Genomic DNA, 21,187 nt, shown 5'->3' with positions numbered 1-21,187 from the left:
TGATTAAAATAAGTTTCGTGTATAATGTAACTATTAACTGAAGGGAGTTATCATAGATGAAATATTCAATTACATGGGATTTAGATTCACTTTTTAATGGTGGCATTGATTCACCTGAATTAGAACAAAGACTAACTTTACTTGACCAACAAATTTCAGACTATTCTGATGAAATTGCTGCTTGGAATCCGGAGTCAGACGCACCAGCATTTGAAGCTTTTTCTAATATTTTAAAAATACAGGAATTAGTAAAAAATGGCTTTAATCAAGCCATCAGTTTTGTCACTGCTATTCAATCAGCAGATGTTAATGATAAAAAAGCGGGAACAACTTTAGCTAGCCTTTATAGTAAATCAACTAATTTTGAAAACGCTAATGTTTTATTAACTAAGAAATTAACAGCTATGGCTGATACTTTATGGCAAGATTTAGAAAAAACAGAAACTTTAAATCAACCTGGCGTTTCTTTTAATTTAAATGAAACACGTGAACTAGGTAAACGCTTGTTAAGTGAAAACGAGGAAAACATTATCAATCAATTATCAACAGATGGGTTTACGGCTTGGAGTTCTCATTACGATACTTTAGTGGCACAAATTTCAATTCCATTCACAGAAAAAGATGGAAAAACTATTGAACTTTCAGCTGGGCAAGCTTTTAATAAAATGATGGGGGACGCTGACAGCGAAGTTCGTGCCGAGTTATTCGAAAAATGGGAAGAAGCATGGTCTAAAAAAGCTCCTTTATTCGCTGATGCTTTAAACCACTTAGACGGCTTCCGTTTAACAGCTAACAAATTACACGGAATCAATAACCATTTACAAATACCTTTAGAGTATAACCGAATGAAAGAAGATACTCTTAACGCTATGTGGGGAACTATTTCTAAAAACAAACAACCTTTCGTTGACTTTTTAACTCGTAAAGCTCAACTTTTAGGTAAAGAAAAAATGGACTGGCAAGATCAAGATGCGCCTATTATTTTAGGTTCATTCGAAGAAAAACGTTACACATTTGATGAAGCAGCAGACTTTATCATCGAAAACTTCAACCAATTTAGCCCTAAAATGGCAACATTTGCTAAAGAAGCTTTTGAAAAAAGATGGATTGAAGCTGAAGATCGTCCTGGAAAACGTCCAGGTGGTTATTGTACAAGTCTTCCTGAAAATAAAGAATCTCGTATTTTCATGACTTACGGAGAATCAATCAATGAAGTTTCTACTTTAGCTCATGAATTAGGCCATGCTTATCACTCACACGTTATGTGGGACTTACCTGTTATGAGTCGAGATTATGCAATGAACGTTGCTGAAACAGCAAGTACTTTTGCAGAATTAATCGTGGCTGATGCAACTTTAAAACAAGCTACAACAGACGAAGAGAAAATTAACTTAATCGATGTTAAAATGCAAAATGCGATTGCTATGTTTATGAATATTCATACTCGTTTCATCTTTGAAAATAATTTACATGAAGCACGAAAAGAAAATGTTTTAACAGATGAAGAAATAACAGAATTAATGCTTAACGCACAAAAAGAATCTTACTGTGACTCTTTAGGTTCTTATCATCCACATTTCTGGGCAAGTAAATTACACTTTTATATGGATGATGTACCATTTTATAACTTCCCATATACATTTGGTTATTTATTTAGTTTAGGAATTTATGCTCATGCACAAAAACAAGGTAGCTCATTTGAAGATGACTATATTGCTCTTTTACGTGATACAGCTTCAATGACTACTGAAGAACTTGCTAAAAAACATTTAGATGTTGATTTAACAAAACCTGATTTTTGGCAAGACGGTATTGATATCATCAAAAAAGATATCGAAGAGTTCCTAACTATTACAGAAAAATACATTTAATTTCAAAAGAAAACCAGAATAGAACGAACAAATCGTTTTATTCTGGTTTTTATTTATTTTATATGTTGTTGATAGTATTCATACAATTTATGAATATCTTGGCTCATTAAAATTGGTTCAGACTCTTTAATTTCTTCTTCAGTCCAATCAAACCAACGTAATTCTAGTAATAAATCAATTTCTTCTTCGGAAAATCGTTTCTTTATTTCTTTCGCAGGGTTACCTCCTACAACTGTATAAGGTGGAACATCCTTTAAGACCATTGATCCTGCTGCAATAATAGCCCCTTCTCCAATTGTAACGCCAGGCATAATCGTTGCACCCATTCCAATCCATGCATCACTTTTGATGACAGTATCTCCTTTAGGAAGAAATGATTCTTTCACGTGATCTGCAAATGGATACACGGTTATCCAATCTGGATGATGATTATGATTACCACCAAGTAGAATTGTCACGCCACTTGCAATACAGACATAATTACCGATTTCTAGTCGATCTAATTCCCAACCAAAATCTTCCTCTGGGTTAAATAAATCTCTTGTACTACTATCCCCCCAAAGATATCTAACACATCCATTTTCAAAATTATTATTTTCATAAAATCCAGAATAATAAGATTTTTTCCCTACTGTAATTAAAGGATTTGTTACGATATCCTCAAGATATTTTGTCTCTGACCAATTTTTATAATTATTTTTTTCCATTATAATCGCTCCTAAGTATTTTAATTTTCTTACCTAGAAGCTAACTACCACTGAAACATTTTTTAATTCTCTTAACTTTCTGATCAATTTAATCATCCTTTACAAAAAAAGAGGTTGACCTCTTTAGGTCAGCCTCTTAAAAATCAAATTACATACGTACACCAAAGTCTGGTGACCATGCTGAAATACTTTGAACTGTTACACTTTCACCTGGTTGTGGAGCATGGATGTATTGTCCGCCACCAACATAGATACCTACGTGGTGAGTTGATCCTGCTGCTCCCCAGAATACTAAATCTCCTGGTTGTAATTCACTTAGAGAAATACGAGCGCCAGCACTTTCTTGTGGTACTGTCCATCCACCAATTTCTCTACCTGCTGCTACACGATACACATAAGAAGTGAATCCTGAACAGTCAAATGAATCTGGTCCTTTTGCTCCCCAAACATATGGTTTACCAATATGTTTGTAAGCTTCTGCTACTACACCACCGCTACTTGGAGCTGGAGTTGGTGCAGGTGTTGGAGCTGGTTTTTCTGGAGCTGGTGTTGGTTCAGCTGGAGTTGGAGTTGTTGGCGTTGGAGCCGGTGTTTCTTCAACTGGAGCTGGTGTTTCATTATTAGTAGTTGTATTTTCAGTTGGTTGTTCAACATTAGTAGTTGCTGGTTTAGTTTCCTTAGCAGCTTCTTGTTGAGCAGCTACAGCTTGTTGTTCTTTTGCTTGTTTTTCAGCAGCCTCTGCAGCTTTTTTCTGAGCTTCTCTTTGAGCTTCAGCTTCTGCTTGCTCTTTTAAGAATCCTTCTTTTTTACCTTGTTCAGTTTCTTTTTCAGCAGAAATTCCACTTACAGTTGCTTGTTGTGCTAATTCTTGATCAACAAGTTCGCCTTTTTTCTGTTCTAATTCAACAGCTGTTGCTTGTAATTCTGAAGCTTTTTCTTCTGTTTCAACTTTTTTAGTTTCAACAGCATCTTTGTCTTCTTTTTGTTGTTGCATCATGTCGTTGTTAGCACCTACTAATTTAGAAGCTGCCATTACTTTAGTTACAGCGTCTGATACTGAATCAGCGTTTAAAACTAAATCAACAACGTTTGAGCTACCTGAATCAACTTGTACTGAACGAGCTTGTTCTTTAATAGAAGCATCACGTTTTTCAATACGTTTTTCTAAATCTTTTACTTCAGTATTTAAAGTACCGATTTCTTTGTTTAATTCACCTTGTTTTGTTTGTAAAGCTGTTGCTTCTTCTTTAATAGAAGAAATACTGCTTTGGATTGAAGCTAACTGTGTTGAAGCAGCTGCCTCTTTACTTTGTAATTCACTAATTTTTTTGTCTTGAGATGCAATCTTTCGATCAACTGAATCAGCATTCGCTACTAAAGGAAGGGCTGTAGCTGATAACATAAGGCTGCTCATTAACAATGTAGATAAAATCTTCTTTTTCAATTTAATAGTCCCCCAGATATTTTTTAAAATATATAATTTCTAACTTTTAATATTCAAATTCAACGATAAATGAATTGTAGCATAGTGACATGTCATTAATATAATGAGAATGTTACAAACATGTTTCATTACAAATAACATTTATTTTTTTACATTAAACATCTTTTTTAAAGGCACAACTAGTATAGCTATCAATAGAATATTGAGTAAAAGTGTTGGTGCAAGTGTTCTTGCAAAAAAATCTAAAATAGTTGTCTCTGTTAATTTAAACAAGACTAGTAGAAAAACTCTACCTACTGAAAGTAATGTAACAAAGACGATAAAGCTCAAAATGATCGTAAAAGTTGATGGAATGACATGTTCAAATAATCCATACATCAACAAAACAATAATTGGTAATAAAACTAAGTTGATTCCTATAACATTGTAGAAATAAGAATCGTACAGCAATCCAATCAGGCCAGACCAAATAACTAAGTACGGTTTGCCCATTTGAAAAGTAGCAAACATTAAAAACATTAATAATAAGTTGCTGGTAAAATCCATTGGCACAGAAAATAATCCTAATATAGAACTACTTATATGTCCATCAACAAGCATAACTAAAAAGAAAATAACCGGCAACGTATATGGAAAGTATTTTCTTTTTTGCATCATTCATTTGTACCTGCCAATCGTTTAACAACTGTAACAACATTAGCGTCATACATGTCAGCTATTGGTGTCACTAAAATTTCATCATGTAAACCTGTTTTACTCTTCTTAACTTCCTTAACTTCTCCTACTAATAACCCTTTAGGGGAGTTATTGCCTAAACCTGACGTTGTCACGGGAGTTCCTTCTTTAATAGCTTCAGAAGAAGTTAATTGAGATACAACCAATGTATGAGTTTTATTATTGTAAGCTTCCATTAAACCATAGACACTCTTATCTTTTTCACTTTGAATCATAACAGGAAAATGATTGGTATTTTGATTAACAGTTGTTAGTAGCTCCACTTTTGCACTATGGTTTTCAGCAATAATAACTCGACCTATCAAGCCTTTATCTCCCATAACTGCCATATTAACATCAATACCATCTTTTTTACCTTTATCAATTATTAAAACATCTTGCCAACTGTCTGGCGAACGATTAATTACTGTTGCATTAATCTTTTCATAACCTGATAACGTTTCACTTAATTCTAGTTGTGTTTTTAATTTTTCATTCTCTGCTTTTAAATTTTTTACTTCTGCTTCAAGTGAAGCAACGTAATCGATTTTTTTCTTTAAGTCATCATTTTCAGAATAGGTATTAAATAAATTATTAACTGATTTAACTGCATTTTCAATGCCTCTAAAAGGAGCTTTAACTACCTTATCAACAGTTGCAACAACACCATTTACTTCTGATTGTCCTGGCAAACTTTCTTTTTTATTGTCTCTTTGCATTGCACTGAAACTTATTAATAAGACAACAATTATCACAATAGTTAATGCGATAATAATATTTCTACTTGAATTAAATTTTTTCACTTTTCCACCTCAACGAAAGTCTCGAATTTTTAGATGCACATAACCTACATTTTAACATCCTTTACACAAAATCGCTAGAAACCTACTATAAATTTAAGAAAATATAAAAAAGGCTGAGACAAATGAGTCTCAACCTTTATTTAACTTCTTAATTAATTACCTTCGTAAGAATCAACAATGATTTGTTTTAATTCACTGATTAATGGTTCTTTAGGGTTTGCTGTTGTACATTGATCTTCATATGCAAGTTCAGCCATACGGTCTACTGTACTATCCAATGTTTCTTGTGATAAGCCTTGTGCTTTAAGGTTCATATCAATACCAACTCGTTTTCCTAAAGCATCAACTTCAGTCGCTAATGCTTCAACTAATTCAGCTGTTGTGTTTCCTTTAAGACCTAAGAAACGTGCGATATCAGCATAATCAGTATCTGCTCTAAAGTAATCATATTTAGGGAACAATGCGTGTTTTGAAGGATCTTTTGCATTGTAACGGATAATATGTGGTAAAAGAATAGCATTTGTACGACCATGAGGAATACCATATTCTCCACCGATTTTGTGAGCGATTGAGTGACAAATTCCTAGGAAAGCATTGGCAAATGCCATACCAGCCATAGTTGATGCATTATGCATTTTCTCTCTGTTTTCTAAATTAGGATTTTTTACTGAATCTTCTAAGTAATCAAATACTAAACGGATAGCCTGTAAACTTAAACCACGTGTATAATCAGAAGCCATAACTGAAACATATGACTCAATTGCATGAGTTAAAACGTCCATTCCTGTATCAGCTGTAACACTTGCTGGAACACTCATAACAAATTGTGGGTCAATAATTGCCACGTCTGGTGTTAAAGCATAATCTGCTAATGGATATTTAACGTGTGTTTCGCTATCTGTAATAACTGCAAACGGTGTTACTTCAGCACCTGTACCAGATGTTGTTGGAATACAAACCATTTTAGATTTTTTAGCAGCTTCCATTTTATAAGTACGTTTTCTAATATCTAAGAATTTTTGTTTAGCTCCAAAGAATTCTGTTTCTGGATGTTCGTAGAATAACCACATACCTTTAGCCGCATCGATAGCAGAACCACCACCAATAGCAATGATTGTATCAGGTTTGAAATTATTAATCATATCTGTTCCAGCATAAACAGTGTTAGTTGAAGGGTTAGGTTCTACGTCTGAGAAAATTTCGTAAGTTACTTTGTTATTGCGTTTGTTTAACTCATCAATAACTTTTTGTGCGTAACCAAATTGAACCATACCTGGGTCACAAACGATAAATACGCGTTCTAGACCTTCCATTTTTTGTAAGTATTGTAATGAATTTAATTCAAAATAAATTTTTTCTGGAAGTTTAAACCATTGCATATTATTTCTCCGTTTCGTTACTGTTTTTGTATTAATTAAGTTAATAGCTGTAACGTTTTTAGATACTGAGTTTTTACCATAAGATCCACAACCCAGTGTTAATGAAGGAATCATTTCATTGTAGATATCACCAATACCACCTTGAGCTGCTGGTGAATTGATTAAGATACGACAAGCATTCATTCTTAAGCCAAACTCGATATGTAAATCTTCATCTTCTGAATGTAATACAGCTGTATGTCCTTCTCCACCAAGTTTTAACATTTTCTCACATAATTCTAAACCATGCTCACGACTGTTAGCTTTAAACATTGCTAAAACTGGAGATAATTTTTCTCTTGATAATGGGTAATCTTCACCAGCATCTTCTAATTCAGCGATTAGAATTTTTGTTCCTTCTGGTACTTTGATTCCAGCATCTTTTGCGATTGAAACTGCTGAATGACCAACAATATTAGGATTAACAGCTGTTTTAGCTTCATTCATAACTGCTTTTTCTAATTTAGCTAATTCATTTGGTTTCACAATGTAAACTTGATGTGCTTCAAATTCAGCTTTTACTGTATCATAAATTTCTTTATCAACAATAACACCTTGTTCAGACGCACAAATCATTCCGTTATCAAATGATTTAGAAGCAATTAAATCGTTTACTGCACGTTTGATTTTAGCAGATTTTTCAACATAAGAAGGTGTATTACCAGGTCCAACACCTAATGCTGGTTTTCCTGTAGAGTAAGCTGCTTTTACCATACCTGCTCCACCTGTTGCTAAAACAATAGCAACTCCTTCATGGTTCATTAAACCATTTGTTGCTTCAATTGATGGTTGTTCGATCCATTGAACACAATTTTCAGGTGCTCCTGCTTGAATCGCTGCATCTCTTACAATACGAGCTGCTTCTGCTGAACATTTTTGCGCGCTTGGATGGAAAGCAAAAATAATTGGGTTACGTGTTTTAATTGAAATCATTGCTTTAAAAATAGTTGTTGATGTCGGGTTTGTTGTCGGTGTTACCCCACAAACCACTCCAACTGGGTCTGCGATTTCAATAATTTGTTTTTGTTTATCTTCATTGATTACACCAACTGTCTTATCATATTTGATATTATTCCAAATACTTTCTGATGCAAACATATTTTTAATTGCTTTATCTTCGTAAATACCACGGCCAGTTTCTTCAACTGCCATTTTCGCTAAAGGCATGTGTTCGTTTAATGCTGCCATTGCCATTTGATGAACAATGTGGTCAACTTTTTCTTGATCAAAAGCTTTCATTTCTTTTAATGCCACATTTCCTTTTACAACTAACTCGTCAATCATTTGTGCTACATTATTTTCTTTTACTTCAACTTTTTTATCTTTTGTCTTAACCATAATAGCCTCCCGAAAAATTTGTTATTTACTTCACAAATGTAATATACAATATTTTTTCATTCTTGTAAAGTGTTTTTGTGATTAATTTCACTTTTATTCTAAAAAGTAAAAGTAACTATTCTTATAGGTTTAAAATGAATAATTACTTTTATTAGATATGTTTACACCTTTATTGATAAAATAATCACAATACCTTTACATTAAATCGTCTATGTTTTGACAATCATTAGTCATCATTGCTTTCATTTGTTGGTAATCAAAAAATTCATTCGGTGTCATCTTTTCAATATCTTCTTTTATCAAAGCTATCGTTTCTGGAGAACTTTTTTTCCAACGATACTCACACAGATATTCCCAGACATCATTTTCTGTCACTCCTTGATAACCGTTACTCGCTAAATTATTCAACCAATCTTTGACAACTGATTTTAATAACCATCTTTTAGTTCTACTTATTTTTGTCATCTTTAATACCTCAACATAAATAAAAAAAAAGAAAATCTTATTGATTTTCTTTTTCTTCTTCAACTATTGTTGTTTCAACTTCTTCAACCACTTCAGTTTCTTGAACTCGAGCTGGAGTTGCTGTTGTACCTTCTTTGACTGTTTTAATAGCGTTACGTTCAAATTCTAAGTAGATACCTTCACAGTCAATAACAACTGTACCTTTATCAGTATTTACTTCATGAACTACACCGTATAAACCACCAATTGTAACAATCTCGTCGCCAGCTTTCATATTATTAAGCAATTCTTGACGTTGATTTTGTTGTTTCTTTTGTGAGCGAGTCATGAAAAACATCATCCCACCGATAATAACTAACGGAAAAATCATTGTTCCTAAACCGTTCATTCCATACACCTCTTCTTCTTTTATAAGTCACTATACACTTTAACAAATTTTAATAGCTTACACTAGCTTATTTTATTAAAATTTAGAAATTTTTCGGATTTTCTTCATTAAATCCATACTCTTCAAAAAAGGTTTGTCTAAATTCTAATAAATTATCATCCATGATTGCTTGTCGGACTTGTTTCATCACATTTAGTAAGAAATACAAATTATGATAAGAAGTTAAACGAATACCAAATGTTTCATCGCATTTAATTAAATGACGGATGTACGCACGAGAATAATGACGACATGTGTAGCAATCACATTTTTCATCAATTGGTCTAAAGTCTTTGGCATACTGAGCATTTTTAACAACTAAGCGGCCTTGACTTGTCATACAAGTACCATTTCTCGCAATTCTAGTTGGTAGAACACAGTCAAACATATCAACTCCGCGAATAACACCATCGATCAATGAGTCTGCTGTCCCTACTCCCATTAAGTAACGTGGTTTATTTTCAGGGATTAATGGTGTTGTAAATTCTAACACACGGTTCATTTCAGATTTAGGTTCTCCTACAGATAACCCACCAATTGAGTAACCTGGAAAATCTAAACTAACTAAATCTTTAGCACTTTGCTCTCTTAAATCTTTGAATCCAGCCCCTTGAATAATACCAAATAAGCCTTGACGATCAGCATTTTGATGGGCGTTTAAGCCACGTTCAGCCCAACGAGATGTTCGCTCAATTGATTTTTTAACATAATCATGACTTTGCTCAAATGGTGGACATTCATCAAAACTCATCATGATATCTGGTCCTAATTTATTTTGAATTTGAATAGCTTTTTCAGGTGATAAGAACATTTTAGAACCGTTCAAATGATTTCTAAAATGAACACCTTCTTCTTCAATTTTTCGCATATCACTTAGTGACCAAACTTGAAAACCACCTGAATCTGTTAGTATTCCTTGGTCCCAGTTCATAAATTTATGCAGGCCGCCTGCTTCTTCTACAATATCTTCACCAGGACGTAACCATAGGTGATAGGTATTACTTAAAATAATACCTGCTCCCATATCTTTTAATTCCTCAGGCGCCATTGTTTTAACTGTTGCTAAAGTCCCAACCGGCATAAACATTGGTGTTGGAAATGTTCCATGAGGTGTGATAATTTCGCCTAGTCTTGCTCCTGTGTGTTTCTCTTTTTTAATTAAACGATATTTAATCGCTGGTTCACTCATTTAATCTTCCTACTTTCTTTTATTTTACAAACATAGCATCGCCAAAACTGAAGAAACGATATTTTTCTTCTACTGCATGCTCATAAGCATGAAGTACATGTTCTCTTCCTGCAAAAGCACTAACTAACATGATCAACGTAGACATTGGTAAATGGAAATTAGTTGAAAAAGCATCTACTACTTTAAATTCATATCCCGGCTTAATAAAAATTTCTGTCCAACCACTATCAGCTTGTATGTCACCTTCAAATTTTGAACCAATTGTTTCTAGGGTTCTAATAGAAGTTGTTCCTACTGCTACCACTCGTCCACCTGATGCTTTAACCTCTCGAAGAACTTCGGCTGCTTCTTCTGTTAAACGATAAAATTCACTGTGCATGTGATGGTTGTCTAAATCTTCCACACTAACAGGTCTAAAGGTTCCTAACCCAACATGTAATGTTAGATAAACTAACTTCACACCTTTAGCTTCAATTTTTTCTAAAAGTTCTTGAGTAAAATGTAGTCCTGCTGTTGGGGCTGCTGCTGAGCCGTTTTCTTTAGCATAAACAGTTTGATAACGTTCTTGATCATCTAACGTTTCTTTTATGTATGGTGGTAGAGGCATCTCTCCTAAAGATTCAAGGTTTTCTAAAAAGACTCCTTCATAAGTAAAATCAATGATTCTTCCGCCATGCTCTAACTCTTCTTTAACGATAGCTTTTAATCTACCGTCACCAAAAGAAATAGCTGTACCAACTTTTGCTCGCTTAGCTGGTTTTATTAAAGTTTCCCATCTATCGCCCTCAATATTATTCAATAAAAGAACTTCTAAATGCCCACCAGTTTCTGGCTTTTCTCCGTGAAGTCTTGCAGGTAAAACTCTTGTATCATTCATAACAAGAGCATCCCCTTCATTTAACTCATCTAATATATCATTGAAATGCTTATCTTCAACTTTTCCAGTTTCTTTATCTAAAATTAGTAATTTGGAAGCTGCACGATTTTTTAACGGTGTTTGCGCAATCAATTCTTCCGGTAAATCAAAATCAAAATCCGACGTTTGTAATGTCATAATCTTCTATTCCTCTCTCAGTCATTCTGTTGTATTTTAACATCTTTCCTTAAAAAGAAAAAGAGGAAGGGAATATCACAGATTAAATAGATTATTTTTAGAATAAATCAGTTACAATTCTTTATTTAAATTTTGTCATTAAAGAAATAAGGGTATACTAGATAAAAGGAGAGTTTTTTATGGAGAAGAGAAAAATACTTAGCATTGTAACTGCCCTGTTGTTTGTTGTTTATATTTCTGTTGCCTTCAATTGGCTCAACTATGAAAATTCAATCAGTTTTTTGATTTTCATCTTAGCTCTAATTATCATTATTATTGCTAATAAAGAAAATGATGCTGCTACTAGAGTTGCCTTTAGTTTTATTTTATTCAGCACAATACTCCCTATTATCATTCCATTTATTTTTTTATTTGATTACTGGTTGGATCGCCCCTAGTTAATTAGTTTAACTAATAGTAAAGGAGAATAATCATGAAGGCTAAATTTTGGGATAAACTTGCTCCAAGCTTTGATAAAAACAACACTATTAATCCATTATTACTTGAAACTATTAAAAATTACCTATCCTCACAAGACAATTTATTAGAGATTGGGACTGGAACAGGACAAATGGCAGAAGCTTTATCTGAAAGTTGCTATTTTATTGAAGCCAGCGATTTTTCACCTGAAATGATTGCTCGTGGAAAAGAAAAACAATTAGCACCTAACATTAATCTTTCTATTCAAGATGTAGCTAATTTAACCTTTTCTGATAGAAGCTTTGAAGTTGTATTAGCAATCAACATTCTTCATGTCGTTTCTGATATCGATCAAGTACTCAAAGAGGTTCATCGAGTGCTCAAAACAGGGGGCTATTTCATCTCTGTTGTCCCTATTTTTAAACAAAATAAACTAAAGTTCTTTTTATTAAGTTTTCTCATGAAGCTAATGAAATTTCGGCTATGGTCTATTTCAGATTACCGTACACTCTATACTAAATATAAATTTGAGATTATTTGCGAGCGAAGTATCTCTGATGACGGTAGCTCTATTCTATTAATTGGTAAAAAAGAATGAGTTCTCTTTTTAAGGAGAACTCATTCTTTATAAAAGTCATAACCTAAATGCTCATAAGCAAATTCTGTCACCACTCGACCTCTTTGCGTTCTTTTAATGAATCCTTTTTGTATCAAATAAGGTTCATACATATCTTCTACCGTTTCTGTTTCTTCACTAATATTAACCGCAATCGTGGTTAAGCCAACTGGTCCTCCATTATAGAGTTCAATCATTGTTCTTAGTATTTTTTGATCCACATAGTCTAATCCTTTATGGTCAACTTGAAGCATTTTTAAGGCTTCATCTGCTAATTGGATGTCAATTTCACCATTTCCCTCGACTTGAGCAAAGTCACGGACACGTTTTAATAACCGATTGGCAATACGTGGTGTGCCTCTTGATCGTCTCGCAATTTCAAAAGCACCGGATTCAACAATATCTGTTGCAAATATATCAGCTGACCTTAGAACGATTTCTTTTAAATCATCATCTTCATAATATTCCATATGGCAAATAATTCCAAAACGATCTCTTAAAGGAGCTGATAACATGCCTGCTCTTGTTGTTGCACCAACTAATGTAAAAGGCGGTAAAGGAAAATGAACAGGGTGAGCATTTGGACCTTGTCCCACCATAATATCTACATAAAAATCCTCCATAGCCGAATAAAGAAGCTCTTCTGCTACTCGAGGTAATCGGTGAATCTCATCAATAAATAAAACATCTCCAGGCTCTAACTCATTTAAAATGGCAACTAAATCTCCTGGTTTTTCAATTGCTGGTCCACTAGTTGTTTTGATATTAACCATCATCTCGTTAGCAATAACCATCGCCATCGTTGTTTTTCCTAATCCAGGAGGGCCGTAAAGTAAGACATGGTCTAATGATTCTTCTCTTTGTTTAGCTGCTTTAATATAAATTTCAAGTTCTCGCTTCACTTTATCCTGACCAATGTATTGAGATAAATACTGAGGTCGGAGTGACTTTTCTAAAAACTCTTCGGATTGTTCTGCTTCACTTGATAAAAGCCGACTTTCTTCCTCATTCATTTAATCTTCTCCCTACTTTTTCATTAATAATTTTAATCCATGACGAAGGATTTCATCTGTTTTGTGGCCTGTCATCACTTCAAGTTCTACTTTAATTCGCTTGATTTCTCTATCTGAGTAACCAAGTGCCTTCAATGCTTCGATTGCTTCATGAAGTGAACTATCATCAACACTTGTAAACAAATCATCTTGTTTCATGCTAACAGATTTTGGCTCACCTGTTATTTCTAGTTCACCTAGTTTACCTTGTAAGTCTAAAACCATTTGTTGAGCTGTTTTCTTCCCTACTCCTGGGAATTTTGTTAAATATTTAGCATCTTCTGTTTCAATGGCATTAACAAGTCCGGCATGATCATCTAATGCCATAATAGCTAAGCCACTTTTAGGTCCAATACCTGAAACACTGATTAATTTTAAGAAAAGTTGTTTTTCATCCAAATCAGAAAAACCATATAAAACATGGGCATCATCTCTAATAACTTGATGCAAGTACACCGTTACTTCCTGTTCTAAATAAGCAGAATAGCGAAACGGATTCGCTACCGCAATTTGATAACCAATTTGGTTTGTTTCAATCACAATATAGTAAGGACTAATGAATGTAACCTTCCCTTTAATATACTCAAACATGCTTTTCTCCTTTATTAATTCTTTTAATTTCCGCACATACGTTCTCTAAGATTGTATCATATCTTAGTTTTTTTACCAAAAAGTTTTGTGTTTCCTTTAAAATAACAGGCAAAACGTTTTATTTTAACTTATTATCATTTAGGACTATACTTTAGTTGTACCCATAATTGGAAAGAAGGTAGATTTTTGATGGATATTAAAAATGTAACTGTTATTGGTAGTGGTGTTTTGGGTAGTCAAATTGCTTTTCAAATTGCCTACTCTGGGTTTAAAGTGACTGTTTTTGACATTAATGATGAAGCTTTAGTCAAAGCACAGCGTAGTATGGTGACGTTAACCAAAAGCTATGAAAGAGACATGGAAGTGACCGATTTAGAACTAAAAGAAACTCTTTCAAATCTTATCTACACAACTAATCTTGAAACCGCTTCAAAAGAAGCCGATTTAATCATTGAAGCTATCCCTGAAATCAAAGAACTTAAAATTAATTTGTACAAACAACTAGCAACGATTGCTCCTGAGTCAACTATTTTTGCAACGAACACTTCAACTTTTTTACCAAGTGACTTTGCAGCTGAAACAGGACGACCTGATAAATTTTTAGCTCTTCATTTTGCTAATCAAATTTGGCTGAATAACACAGCTGAAATAATGGGAACAGCTGAGACTGATCCAGATGTTTTCGAGACAATCGTAGCATTTTCTAAAAATATCGGTATGATTCCTTTACCCCTTTACAAAGAACAACGAGGATATATTCTTAATTCTTTACTCGTTCCACTCCTCAAATCAGCTGAGGATTTATTGGTGAATGAAGTTGCCGACCCTGAAACGATTGATAAAACATGGATGATTGCAACTAAATCACCACGTGGTCCATTTGGTATTTTAGATATTGTTGGTTTAAATACGGCTTACAATATTGCTCTTAGTAAAGACACAGACGATTCTAAAAAAATCGCTCAATTCTTAAAAGAAAATTACCTTGATAAAGGACACCTTGGTATTCAATCCGGACAAGGATTTTATACTTACCCAAATCCTTCATACTTAGAAAAAGATTTCTTAACAGAATAGACAAAAAAGGATTGTGACTTAAATAATCACAATCCCTTTTTTTAATTAAATAATTGTAAATAGCTTCCGTAACCTTCTTCACGCATTTTTCCAACTGGAACAAAACGTAAAGCTGCTCCGTTAATACAATAGCGCAAGCCACCTTCAGATGTGGGGCCGTCAGGAAAGACATGGCCTAAGTGAGAATCAGCTTCCTTACTTCTAACTTCTGTCCGCACACGAGAAAGAGTCGTATCTTCTAATTCTTGTAACGTAGCAATCGGTTTGGTAAATGATGGCCAGCCACATCCAGCATCATATTTATCCTTTGAAGAAAATAACGGTTCTCCGCTTACTATATCTACATAAATACCTTCTTCAGAAAATTGATCAAATTCACTCGTAAAAGGGTGTTCTGTTCCGTTTTCTTGAGTCACTTGGTATTGTAGTGGGGTTAATTTTGCTCTTAAATCTGCTTCATTTTTTTTCATTATTCTGGCTCCTTTTTTTAAAGAACTTTTTTCATAACTTGATTAACATAACCGATTGGAAATCCGACAATGGAATAATAATCCCCAGAAATTTCTTTAACAAATAGCGCACCTTGACCTTGAATCCCGTAAGCTCCAGCTTTATCTTGGTGCTCTTTAGTCTCGATATAGCAATTAATGTCCTCTTCTTCTAATGGGTAAAAAACAACATCTACTGTTTCTGTTTTTTGAAAAACCCCTTGTTCAGTGTTTATATAAACACTGGTTAACACTTGGTGGGTTGTGTCACTTAATTTTTCCAACATTCGATAAGCGTCCTCATCATTTTTTGGTTTTCCCATAATCTCATTTCCTAAAACAACTGTTGTATCACATCCAATCACAATATCTTTTGGCTTATCTTTAATTAAGCACATTGCTTTTTCTTTAGCCATTCTCTCAACATAAGCTAAAGGCTCTTCTCCTACTTGTACAGTTTCATCAATATCAGCAGGCATGATGTCAAACTCTTTAACTGATTTACTAAGTAATTCTTTTCTTCTAGGTGAACTTGAGGCTAATATCACTGACATTTTTTATCCTCCTAATGCGGATCTTGTATTCGTTTGAACAGTTTCTCCATATCTTTATTGGTGAAGCGGATTAATACTGGTCTACCATGAGGGCAATTAAATGGATTTTCACAGTGTTTTAAATCTTCTAGAAGAGCACGTGCTTGTTTTTCATCTAGATAGTGATTAGCTTTAATCGATCTCTTACAACTCATCATTATCGCTGTATCTTCTCTAAATTTTGCCACACTTGCTTTTCCTGTTTCTAAAAATATATCGATCATTTCACGGATGATACTTTCTTCTTGCCCTTTAATATACCAAGTCGGATGACTTCTGACAATTAAACTGTTATTGCCAAAATCTTCTAAATAAATACCGACTTCTTCTAACACAGATTGATTTTCTTTAATCCTCAAAACATCATCAGCAGAGTACTCTAAGACAATTGGAACAAGTAGCTCTTGTAAGTCGTTTGATACTTCTCCAATTTTTTGTCTGAAATATTCATACTTGATTCGCTCTTGAGCTGCATGTTGATCGATAATAAAGAGGCCATCTTTATTTTGAGCAAACAAATAAGTGCCATGCATCTGACCAAAATAATCCAAGTCCGGAAAACTTTCGATTTCTTCTTTGATTTCTTTTTCTTCTTCAAACACAGGTATTTCAGTAGCAACTTCCTCTACATGAAAGTGCTCTTGCTCTTTTAATACACTTGGTTGCGACATTTCAACAAATGGTTGGCTTTTTTCTTCCGGCTGATTTTTTAAATAAAAATCACCAGATTCTCTATCATAAGCTAAATCACTTGGTACACGTGATTCAACTGATTTTTCTATTACTTTTGGTTTAGAAAAATCTAAATCAAGTTGTTCTACTTTTTCTTCTGGAGCCATTCTTTTTCTGTAAGGAGCACTGTCACTCGCATTAGGAATTAGCACTTGGTCCATTAAAACGGATTGGATAGCCTCTCTAATTAGAACAACTAATTCTTTTTCTTTACTTAGACGTACTTCTTGTTTAGTTGGATGGACATTTACATCCACTAATAAAGGATCCATCTCAATTTGTAAAACCACTAGAGGAAATCTACCTACCATTAATTTTGAACCATAGCCTTCAATGATGGCTTTATTCAAAACATAATTTTTAATAAAACGGCCATTGATAATTAAGGACAGATAATTTCTGCTGGCTCTTGTCACTTCTGGTAAGGAAATATAACCTGAAAGTTTAAAATCCAAATCTTCACTCTCAATTTTCAACATCTTCTTAGCTGTTGCCACACCGTAAATACCAGCAATGGTTTGCTTCAAATCACCACTACCAGTTGTTACCAACATCCGGTTGTCATCATGAACTAATCGAAAAGCAACGTTAGGATGACTCATAGCTAACCGATTAACGATATCTCCAATATTGGCTAGTTCTGTTTGAAGTGTCTTAACGTATTTAAGTCTAGCTGGCGTATTAAAAAATAAATTTTCAACTGTAATACTAGTCCCCTTACGTAACGAATGAGGTTTATGTTCTTCTACTTTTCCTCCTGAAAGAAATAAATAGCTACCATTTCCTTCTCCAGTTGATGTTTCTAAGGTTATTTCAGAAACTGACGCAATACTGGGTAGAGCTTCTCCCCTAAATCCTAACGAACGAATTCGGAATAAGTCATCTCGGTTATGAATTTTACTAGTAGCGTGGCGTTTGAAGGCATTTAAAACATCATCTGCTTCAATTCCTTCACCATTATCCACTACTTGAATTTTTTTTAATCCTGATTCTTCTAAATAAATATCGATTTGCGTACTTCCAGCATCAATCGCATTTTCAACTAACTCTTTTACAACGGATGCTGGTCGTTCAACCACTTCACCTGCCGCAATCTGATTGGCAAGCGTTTGAGATAATTCTTCAATTTTCGTCATTCACTCTGCCTCCTATACTTATTAAAGTTTCTTTTGTAATTTAAATAGACAATTAAGAGCATCCATTGGTGTCATTTCCAATAAACTCAATTCTTTTAATTCTGTTAAAACGGTTGTTTCTGATTCAGATAAACCGCCAAATAAAGAAAGCTGCTCTGTTTCTTCCACCACATCTTGTTGAATAGGTTGTTCTTTGATAGATTCTATTGTTACGTCCGTTGTTTTAGCCTCTAAATGAACCAATATATCTGAAGCTCTTTCTAATAGATCATCTGGTAAACCTGCCAGTTTAGCAACATGGACACCATAACTTTTGTCAGCAGGTCCTGTCATCATTTTATGTAAAAAGACAACTTCTCCATCCTTTTCAACAGCTCCAACATGAATGTTTTTCAAACCAGACAACTCTTCTTCAAGTACCGTTATTTCATGATAGTGAGTTGAGAACAACGTTTTAGCTTTTACATTTTTATGGATGTATTCAATAATAGCTTGAGCTAAAGCCATGCCGTCATAAGTAGCTGTCCCTCGACCAATCTCGTCAAACAAAATTAAACTTCTTGGTGTTGCATAAGATAAAGCTTGATTAGCTTCCATCATTTCAACCATGAAAGTACTTTGACCTGAGATTAAATCATCTGAAGCCCCGATTCGTGTAAAGATTTGATCAAAAATTGGTAACACTGCTTTTTCACATGGAACGAAACAACCAATTTGAGCCATAATAACCGTTAAAGCTAGTTGTCTCATATAAGTACTTTTACCTGACATATTTGGTCCTGTAATTAGTAATATTGATGTTTCTTCATCCATTAAAACAGAGTTTGGTACATACTCTTGTTGTCCTAATACTTTTTCAACAACTGGATGTCGTCCTTCAATAAGTTCAAGTTCATGTTTGTGGCTCACTAATTCTGGTCTAACATAATGATATGACTCACTAATGTCAGCAAAACTTTTTAAAACATCTAAGCTTGCTATTGATTTGGCCAACTTTTGTAAAAAATCAATTTCTTTTTTGACTTCTTCACGCACAGATAAAAATAATTGATATTCTAATTCTTGAGATTTTTCTTCTGACTCTAAAATCAACGTTTCAATTTCTTTTAACTCTGGTGTAATGTAACGTTCAGCATTGGCTAACGTTTGCTTTCTTTCATAACGCCCTTCTGGTAATAAATCAATGTTACTTTTAGTAATTTCAATAAAGTAACCAAATACACGATTGAATTTTATTTTTAAGGTTTTAATGCCTGTTTCTTTTCGTTCTTTAGCTTCAAGTTCTGCAATCCATTGTTTCCCATTACGCATAGCATCTCGGTAAACATCTAATTGCTCATTGTAACCGTCCTTAATCACATTACCTTCTGTAATCGCTAATGGCGCATCTTCATTAATAGACGCGTCAATCATTTCAACAAGCTCAAAAGCTGGCACTAAATCAACTAAAAGCTCATCCCACTCGCCCTGATTAATGCCTTCAAGCACTTGGCGGATACCTGGTACTTGGTTCAATGAGGTTTTTAATTGGATTAAATCACGACCATTTACCGTGCCAAATGCCACTCTTCCAGCTAAACGTTCTAAATCATAAACTTTTTTCAAACGATCTTTTAAATCCATTCGTTCAAAATAAGCATTTAATAAGCTTTCAACCATATTTTGACGAGTTACAATTTGTTTTTCTTGAACAAGAGGACGATCTAGCCATTGTTTTAAAAGTCTAGCTCCCATCGCTGTATTGGTTTCATCTAGTAACCACAAAAGAGTGCCTTTTTTCTCACCTGTCCGAATCGATTTTGCTAATTCTAAATTGTATTTAGAATAATAATCCATTTTTAAAAAGTGATCTGATTGATAACTAATCGCTTGTTGTAAGTGATCCAAATTTCTTTTTTGTGTCACTTGTAAATAAGAAATCAGTGTCTTAGCCCCTGTTTTAAGGGCTTCATTTTCTAAATGAACGACTAAATGACTCATCTGGGCAACTGGTTTTTCAGCGACTTCATGTTTTGAGATGACAATATTATGTTGATCTAATTTTTCTTCCAAGCCTGTATCAATGCTTGAGCCAATCACGATTTCTTTGGTCTGTAAGCTTTCACATTCATTAATGATGTCATCTACCGTTTCAAGTAAACTAACTTTAATTTCTCCTGTACTTAAATCTGCATAAGAAAAACTATATTGTTTATTTTCTTCAATAAAGGTCACAGCTGTTAAATAATTATTTTCTCTAGATGCGACTTCTCCCGAAGCTACTCTCGTTCCTGGTGTCACTAATTGAACAACTTCTCGTTTCACCATTCCCTTTGTTGTTTTCGGGTCTTCTACCTGCTCGCAAACTGCTACTTTGTATCCTTTTTCAATCAACGTATCAATATAGTTAGCCGCTGCATGGTGAGGAACACCACACATAGGAATTGGGTCATCTGCGTTTTTATTGCGACTTGTTAAAGTTAATTCTAACAACTGAGAAACTTGTTCTGCGTCATCATAAAATAATTCATAAAAATCACCTAGACGGTAGAATAAAAAAGCATCTGGATAGTCGGCTTTAATGCTAAAATACTGTTCCATCATTGGTGTGTGTTTCGTTTTTTGAGGCATCTAATTACTCCCCTTCTACTGCCTTGTTTAATTCCTCTTCTAATCCTTCATTCACTTTTTTCTCAAGGGAATGTGTTACATGTTGTAATAAATCATTTGCCTCAACTAATTTTTCTCGGTAAGCAATGACTAATGGATGCTCATCAAATTCTTTTTGCTTAGCATCTGCCAAACGAATGGCTTCTCTTTCTGCTTCTGGTTTATCATAATGAGCAAATTGAACCGCATCCTTTTGAAGTGCCTTTATTTCTTCAACCATTTGCTTTAATCCTTCATGCTGATCGACTTTTTCAGCAATTTGTTTATATGAAACAATGATTTCGTTATCACTTATCTTTTCCAATAAATTATCTAAAGCTAACTGAATCGTTTCCTCGTACTGAAACTCTCGTTCTTCCACTAT

20 protein-coding genes are annotated in these 21,187 nt (G+C 34.0%); 4 read left to right on the top strand and 16 right to left on the bottom strand.

Annotation, left to right across the window (positions count from 1 at the left end; all coding sequences use genetic code 11):
• Window positions 1-56 precede the first annotated feature (56 nt).
• Window positions 57-1,871, top strand: coding sequence for a M3 family oligoendopeptidase (locus tag H9L18_RS02415; protein ID WP_126793708.1), 1,815 nt, complete (start codon window positions 57-59; stop codon window positions 1,869-1,871).
• A gap of 53 nt (window positions 1,872-1,924) precedes the next feature.
• Here the strand turns inward: H9L18_RS02415 and H9L18_RS02410 are convergent, their stop codons facing one another.
• The 9 genes from H9L18_RS02410 to queA all read right to left on the bottom strand — a co-directional run bounded on the left by H9L18_RS02410 (window position 1,925) and on the right by queA (window position 11,430).
• Complete coding sequence (locus tag H9L18_RS02410; protein ID WP_126793706.1) at window positions 1,925-2,578, bottom strand: CatB-related O-acetyltransferase; 654 nt, start codon at window positions 2,576-2,578, stop codon at window positions 1,925-1,927.
• A 148-nt stretch (window positions 2,579-2,726) separates the two neighbouring features.
• The gene (locus tag H9L18_RS02405; RefSeq protein WP_126793704.1) at window positions 2,727-4,022 is read right to left on the bottom strand and encodes a C40 family peptidase; all 1,296 of its coding nucleotides are present in this window, start codon (window positions 4,020-4,022) and stop codon (window positions 2,727-2,729) included.
• A gap of 141 nt (window positions 4,023-4,163) precedes the next feature.
• Window positions 4,164-4,679, bottom strand: coding sequence for a rod shape-determining protein MreD (mreD, locus tag H9L18_RS02400; RefSeq protein WP_126793702.1), 516 nt, complete (start codon window positions 4,677-4,679; stop codon window positions 4,164-4,166).
• Window positions 4,676-5,539: a rod shape-determining protein MreC gene (mreC, locus tag H9L18_RS02395; RefSeq protein ID WP_126793700.1), complete on the bottom strand. Its 864-nt coding sequence runs from the start codon at window positions 5,537-5,539 to the stop codon at window positions 4,676-4,678. The genes mreD and mreC overlap by 4 nt, the downstream gene beginning before the upstream one ends.
• Window positions 5,540-5,691: 152 nt before the next feature.
• Window positions 5,692-8,295, bottom strand: a complete 2,604-nt coding sequence (adhE, locus tag H9L18_RS02390; protein ID WP_126793698.1) for a bifunctional acetaldehyde-CoA/alcohol dehydrogenase — start codon at window positions 8,293-8,295, stop codon at window positions 5,692-5,694.
• A 195-nt stretch (window positions 8,296-8,490) separates the two neighbouring features.
• Window positions 8,491-8,760, bottom strand: a complete 270-nt coding sequence (locus tag H9L18_RS02385) for a post-transcriptional regulator (protein ID WP_126793696.1) — start codon at window positions 8,758-8,760, stop codon at window positions 8,491-8,493.
• A 37-nt stretch (window positions 8,761-8,797) separates the two neighbouring features.
• Window positions 8,798-9,148, bottom strand: a complete 351-nt coding sequence (yajC, locus tag H9L18_RS02380) for a preprotein translocase subunit YajC (protein ID WP_126793694.1) — start codon at window positions 9,146-9,148, stop codon at window positions 8,798-8,800.
• Between the two features lie 82 nt (window positions 9,149-9,230).
• Complete coding sequence (tgt, locus tag H9L18_RS02375) at window positions 9,231-10,376, bottom strand: tRNA guanosine(34) transglycosylase Tgt (RefSeq protein ID WP_126793692.1); 1,146 nt, start codon at window positions 10,374-10,376, stop codon at window positions 9,231-9,233.
• Between the two features lie 19 nt (window positions 10,377-10,395).
• A complete protein-coding gene (gene queA, locus H9L18_RS02370; RefSeq protein WP_126793690.1) occupies window positions 10,396-11,430 on the bottom strand; it encodes a tRNA preQ1(34) S-adenosylmethionine ribosyltransferase-isomerase QueA in 1,035 nt (344 codons plus the stop codon).
• A 179-nt stretch (window positions 11,431-11,609) separates the two neighbouring features.
• Here queA and H9L18_RS02365 point away from each other — a divergent pair, with 179 nt between their 5' ends.
• Both H9L18_RS02365 and H9L18_RS02360 read left to right on the top strand, forming a co-directional pair.
• Complete coding sequence (locus H9L18_RS02365) at window positions 11,610-11,867, top strand: hypothetical protein (protein ID WP_126793688.1); 258 nt, start codon at window positions 11,610-11,612, stop codon at window positions 11,865-11,867.
• 35 nt (window positions 11,868-11,902) lie between these two features.
• Complete coding sequence (locus tag H9L18_RS02360) at window positions 11,903-12,487, top strand: class I SAM-dependent methyltransferase (protein WP_126793686.1); 585 nt, start codon at window positions 11,903-11,905, stop codon at window positions 12,485-12,487.
• 20 nt (window positions 12,488-12,507) lie between these two features.
• Here H9L18_RS02360 and ruvB read toward each other — a convergent pair whose 3' ends face one another.
• Together ruvB and ruvA are read right to left on the bottom strand one after the other, a co-directional pair.
• Window positions 12,508-13,518 (bottom strand): Holliday junction branch migration DNA helicase RuvB, encoded by a 1,011-nt coding sequence (gene ruvB, locus H9L18_RS02355; RefSeq protein ID WP_126793684.1) that lies wholly within the window; start codon window positions 13,516-13,518, stop codon window positions 12,508-12,510.
• 12 nt (window positions 13,519-13,530) lie between these two features.
• Window positions 13,531-14,148 (bottom strand): Holliday junction branch migration protein RuvA, encoded by a 618-nt coding sequence (ruvA, locus tag H9L18_RS02350; protein ID WP_126793682.1) that lies wholly within the window; start codon window positions 14,146-14,148, stop codon window positions 13,531-13,533.
• A 189-nt stretch (window positions 14,149-14,337) separates the two neighbouring features.
• Between ruvA and H9L18_RS02345 the strand changes: the two genes are divergently transcribed.
• Window positions 14,338-15,225 carry a 3-hydroxyacyl-CoA dehydrogenase gene (locus H9L18_RS02345; protein WP_126793680.1) on the top strand — a complete coding sequence of 296 codons (888 nt, stop codon included), beginning with the start codon at window positions 14,338-14,340 and terminating at the stop codon, window positions 15,223-15,225.
• A gap of 41 nt (window positions 15,226-15,266) precedes the next feature.
• Here the strand turns inward: H9L18_RS02345 and msrB are convergent, their stop codons facing one another.
• The 5 genes from msrB to H9L18_RS02320 are packed head-to-tail and all read right to left on the bottom strand — an operon-like array spanning window position 15,267 to window position 21,184.
• Window positions 15,267-15,695, bottom strand: coding sequence for a peptide-methionine (R)-S-oxide reductase MsrB (msrB, locus tag H9L18_RS02340; protein ID WP_126793678.1), 429 nt, complete (start codon window positions 15,693-15,695; stop codon window positions 15,267-15,269).
• Window positions 15,696-15,712: 17 nt separating this feature from the next.
• Window positions 15,713-16,267 (bottom strand): Maf family protein, encoded by a 555-nt coding sequence (locus H9L18_RS02335; RefSeq protein ID WP_126793676.1) that lies wholly within the window; start codon window positions 16,265-16,267, stop codon window positions 15,713-15,715.
• Window positions 16,268-16,278: 11 nt separating this feature from the next.
• Window positions 16,279-18,174 (bottom strand): DNA mismatch repair endonuclease MutL, encoded by a 1,896-nt coding sequence (gene mutL, locus H9L18_RS02330; RefSeq protein ID WP_126793674.1) that lies wholly within the window; start codon window positions 18,172-18,174, stop codon window positions 16,279-16,281.
• A 21-nt stretch (window positions 18,175-18,195) separates the two neighbouring features.
• Window positions 18,196-20,784: a DNA mismatch repair protein MutS gene (gene mutS, locus H9L18_RS02325; RefSeq protein WP_126793672.1), complete on the bottom strand. Its 2,589-nt coding sequence runs from the start codon at window positions 20,782-20,784 to the stop codon at window positions 18,196-18,198.
• A 4-nt stretch (window positions 20,785-20,788) separates the two neighbouring features.
• A complete protein-coding gene (locus tag H9L18_RS02320; RefSeq protein ID WP_246433304.1) occupies window positions 20,789-21,184 on the bottom strand; it encodes a YlbF family regulator in 396 nt (131 codons plus the stop codon).
• Window positions 21,185-21,187 lie beyond the last annotated feature (3 nt).

Origin of the sequence: Vagococcus carniphilus (assembly GCF_014397115.1) — a bacterium.
In the GTDB taxonomy this organism is placed as follows: Bacteria; Bacillota; Bacilli; order Lactobacillales; family Vagococcaceae; genus Vagococcus; species Vagococcus carniphilus.
This window is presented reverse-complemented; position numbering and strand designations above follow the sequence as displayed.

Bases quoted from the DNA above. Each gene is read 5' to 3' on its own strand.
- H9L18_RS02385 (WP_126793696.1), bottom strand. From the start codon at position 8,760: ATGACAAAAATAAGTAGAACTAAAAGATGGTTATTAAAATCAGTTGTC.
- H9L18_RS02365 (WP_126793688.1), top strand. From the start codon at position 11,610: ATGGAGAAGAGAAAAATACTTAGCATTGTAACTGCCCTGTTGTTTGTT.
- H9L18_RS02415 (WP_126793708.1), top strand. From the start codon at position 57: ATGAAATATTCAATTACATGGGATTTAGATTCACTTTTTAATGGTGGC.
- ruvA (WP_126793682.1), bottom strand. From the start codon at position 14,148: ATGTTTGAGTATATTAAAGGGAAGGTTACATTCATTAGTCCTTACTAT.
- yajC (WP_126793694.1), bottom strand. From the start codon at position 9,148: ATGAACGGTTTAGGAACAATGATTTTTCCGTTAGTTATTATCGGTGGG.
- H9L18_RS02345 (WP_126793680.1), top strand. From the start codon at position 14,338: ATGGATATTAAAAATGTAACTGTTATTGGTAGTGGTGTTTTGGGTAGT.
- adhE (WP_126793698.1), bottom strand. From the start codon at position 8,295: ATGGTTAAGACAAAAGATAAAAAAGTTGAAGTAAAAGAAAATAATGTA.
- tgt (WP_126793692.1), bottom strand. From the start codon at position 10,376: ATGAGTGAACCAGCGATTAAATATCGTTTAATTAAAAAAGAGAAACAC.
- msrB (WP_126793678.1), bottom strand. From the start codon at position 15,695: ATGAAAAAAAATGAAGCAGATTTAAGAGCAAAATTAACCCCACTACAA.
- mutS (WP_126793672.1), bottom strand. From the start codon at position 20,784: ATGCCTCAAAAAACGAAACACACACCAATGATGGAACAGTATTTTAGC.
- mutL (WP_126793674.1), bottom strand. From the start codon at position 18,174: ATGACGAAAATTGAAGAATTATCTCAAACGCTTGCCAATCAGATTGCG.
- H9L18_RS02360 (WP_126793686.1), top strand. From the start codon at position 11,903: ATGAAGGCTAAATTTTGGGATAAACTTGCTCCAAGCTTTGATAAAAAC.
- H9L18_RS02410 (WP_126793706.1), bottom strand. From the start codon at position 2,578: ATGGAAAAAAATAATTATAAAAATTGGTCAGAGACAAAATATCTTGAG.
- queA (WP_126793690.1), bottom strand. From the start codon at position 11,430: ATGACATTACAAACGTCGGATTTTGATTTTGATTTACCGGAAGAATTG.
- ruvB (WP_126793684.1), bottom strand. From the start codon at position 13,518: ATGAATGAGGAAGAAAGTCGGCTTTTATCAAGTGAAGCAGAACAATCC.
- mreD (WP_126793702.1), bottom strand. From the start codon at position 4,679: ATGATGCAAAAAAGAAAATACTTTCCATATACGTTGCCGGTTATTTTC.
- H9L18_RS02335 (WP_126793676.1), bottom strand. From the start codon at position 16,267: ATGTCAGTGATATTAGCCTCAAGTTCACCTAGAAGAAAAGAATTACTT.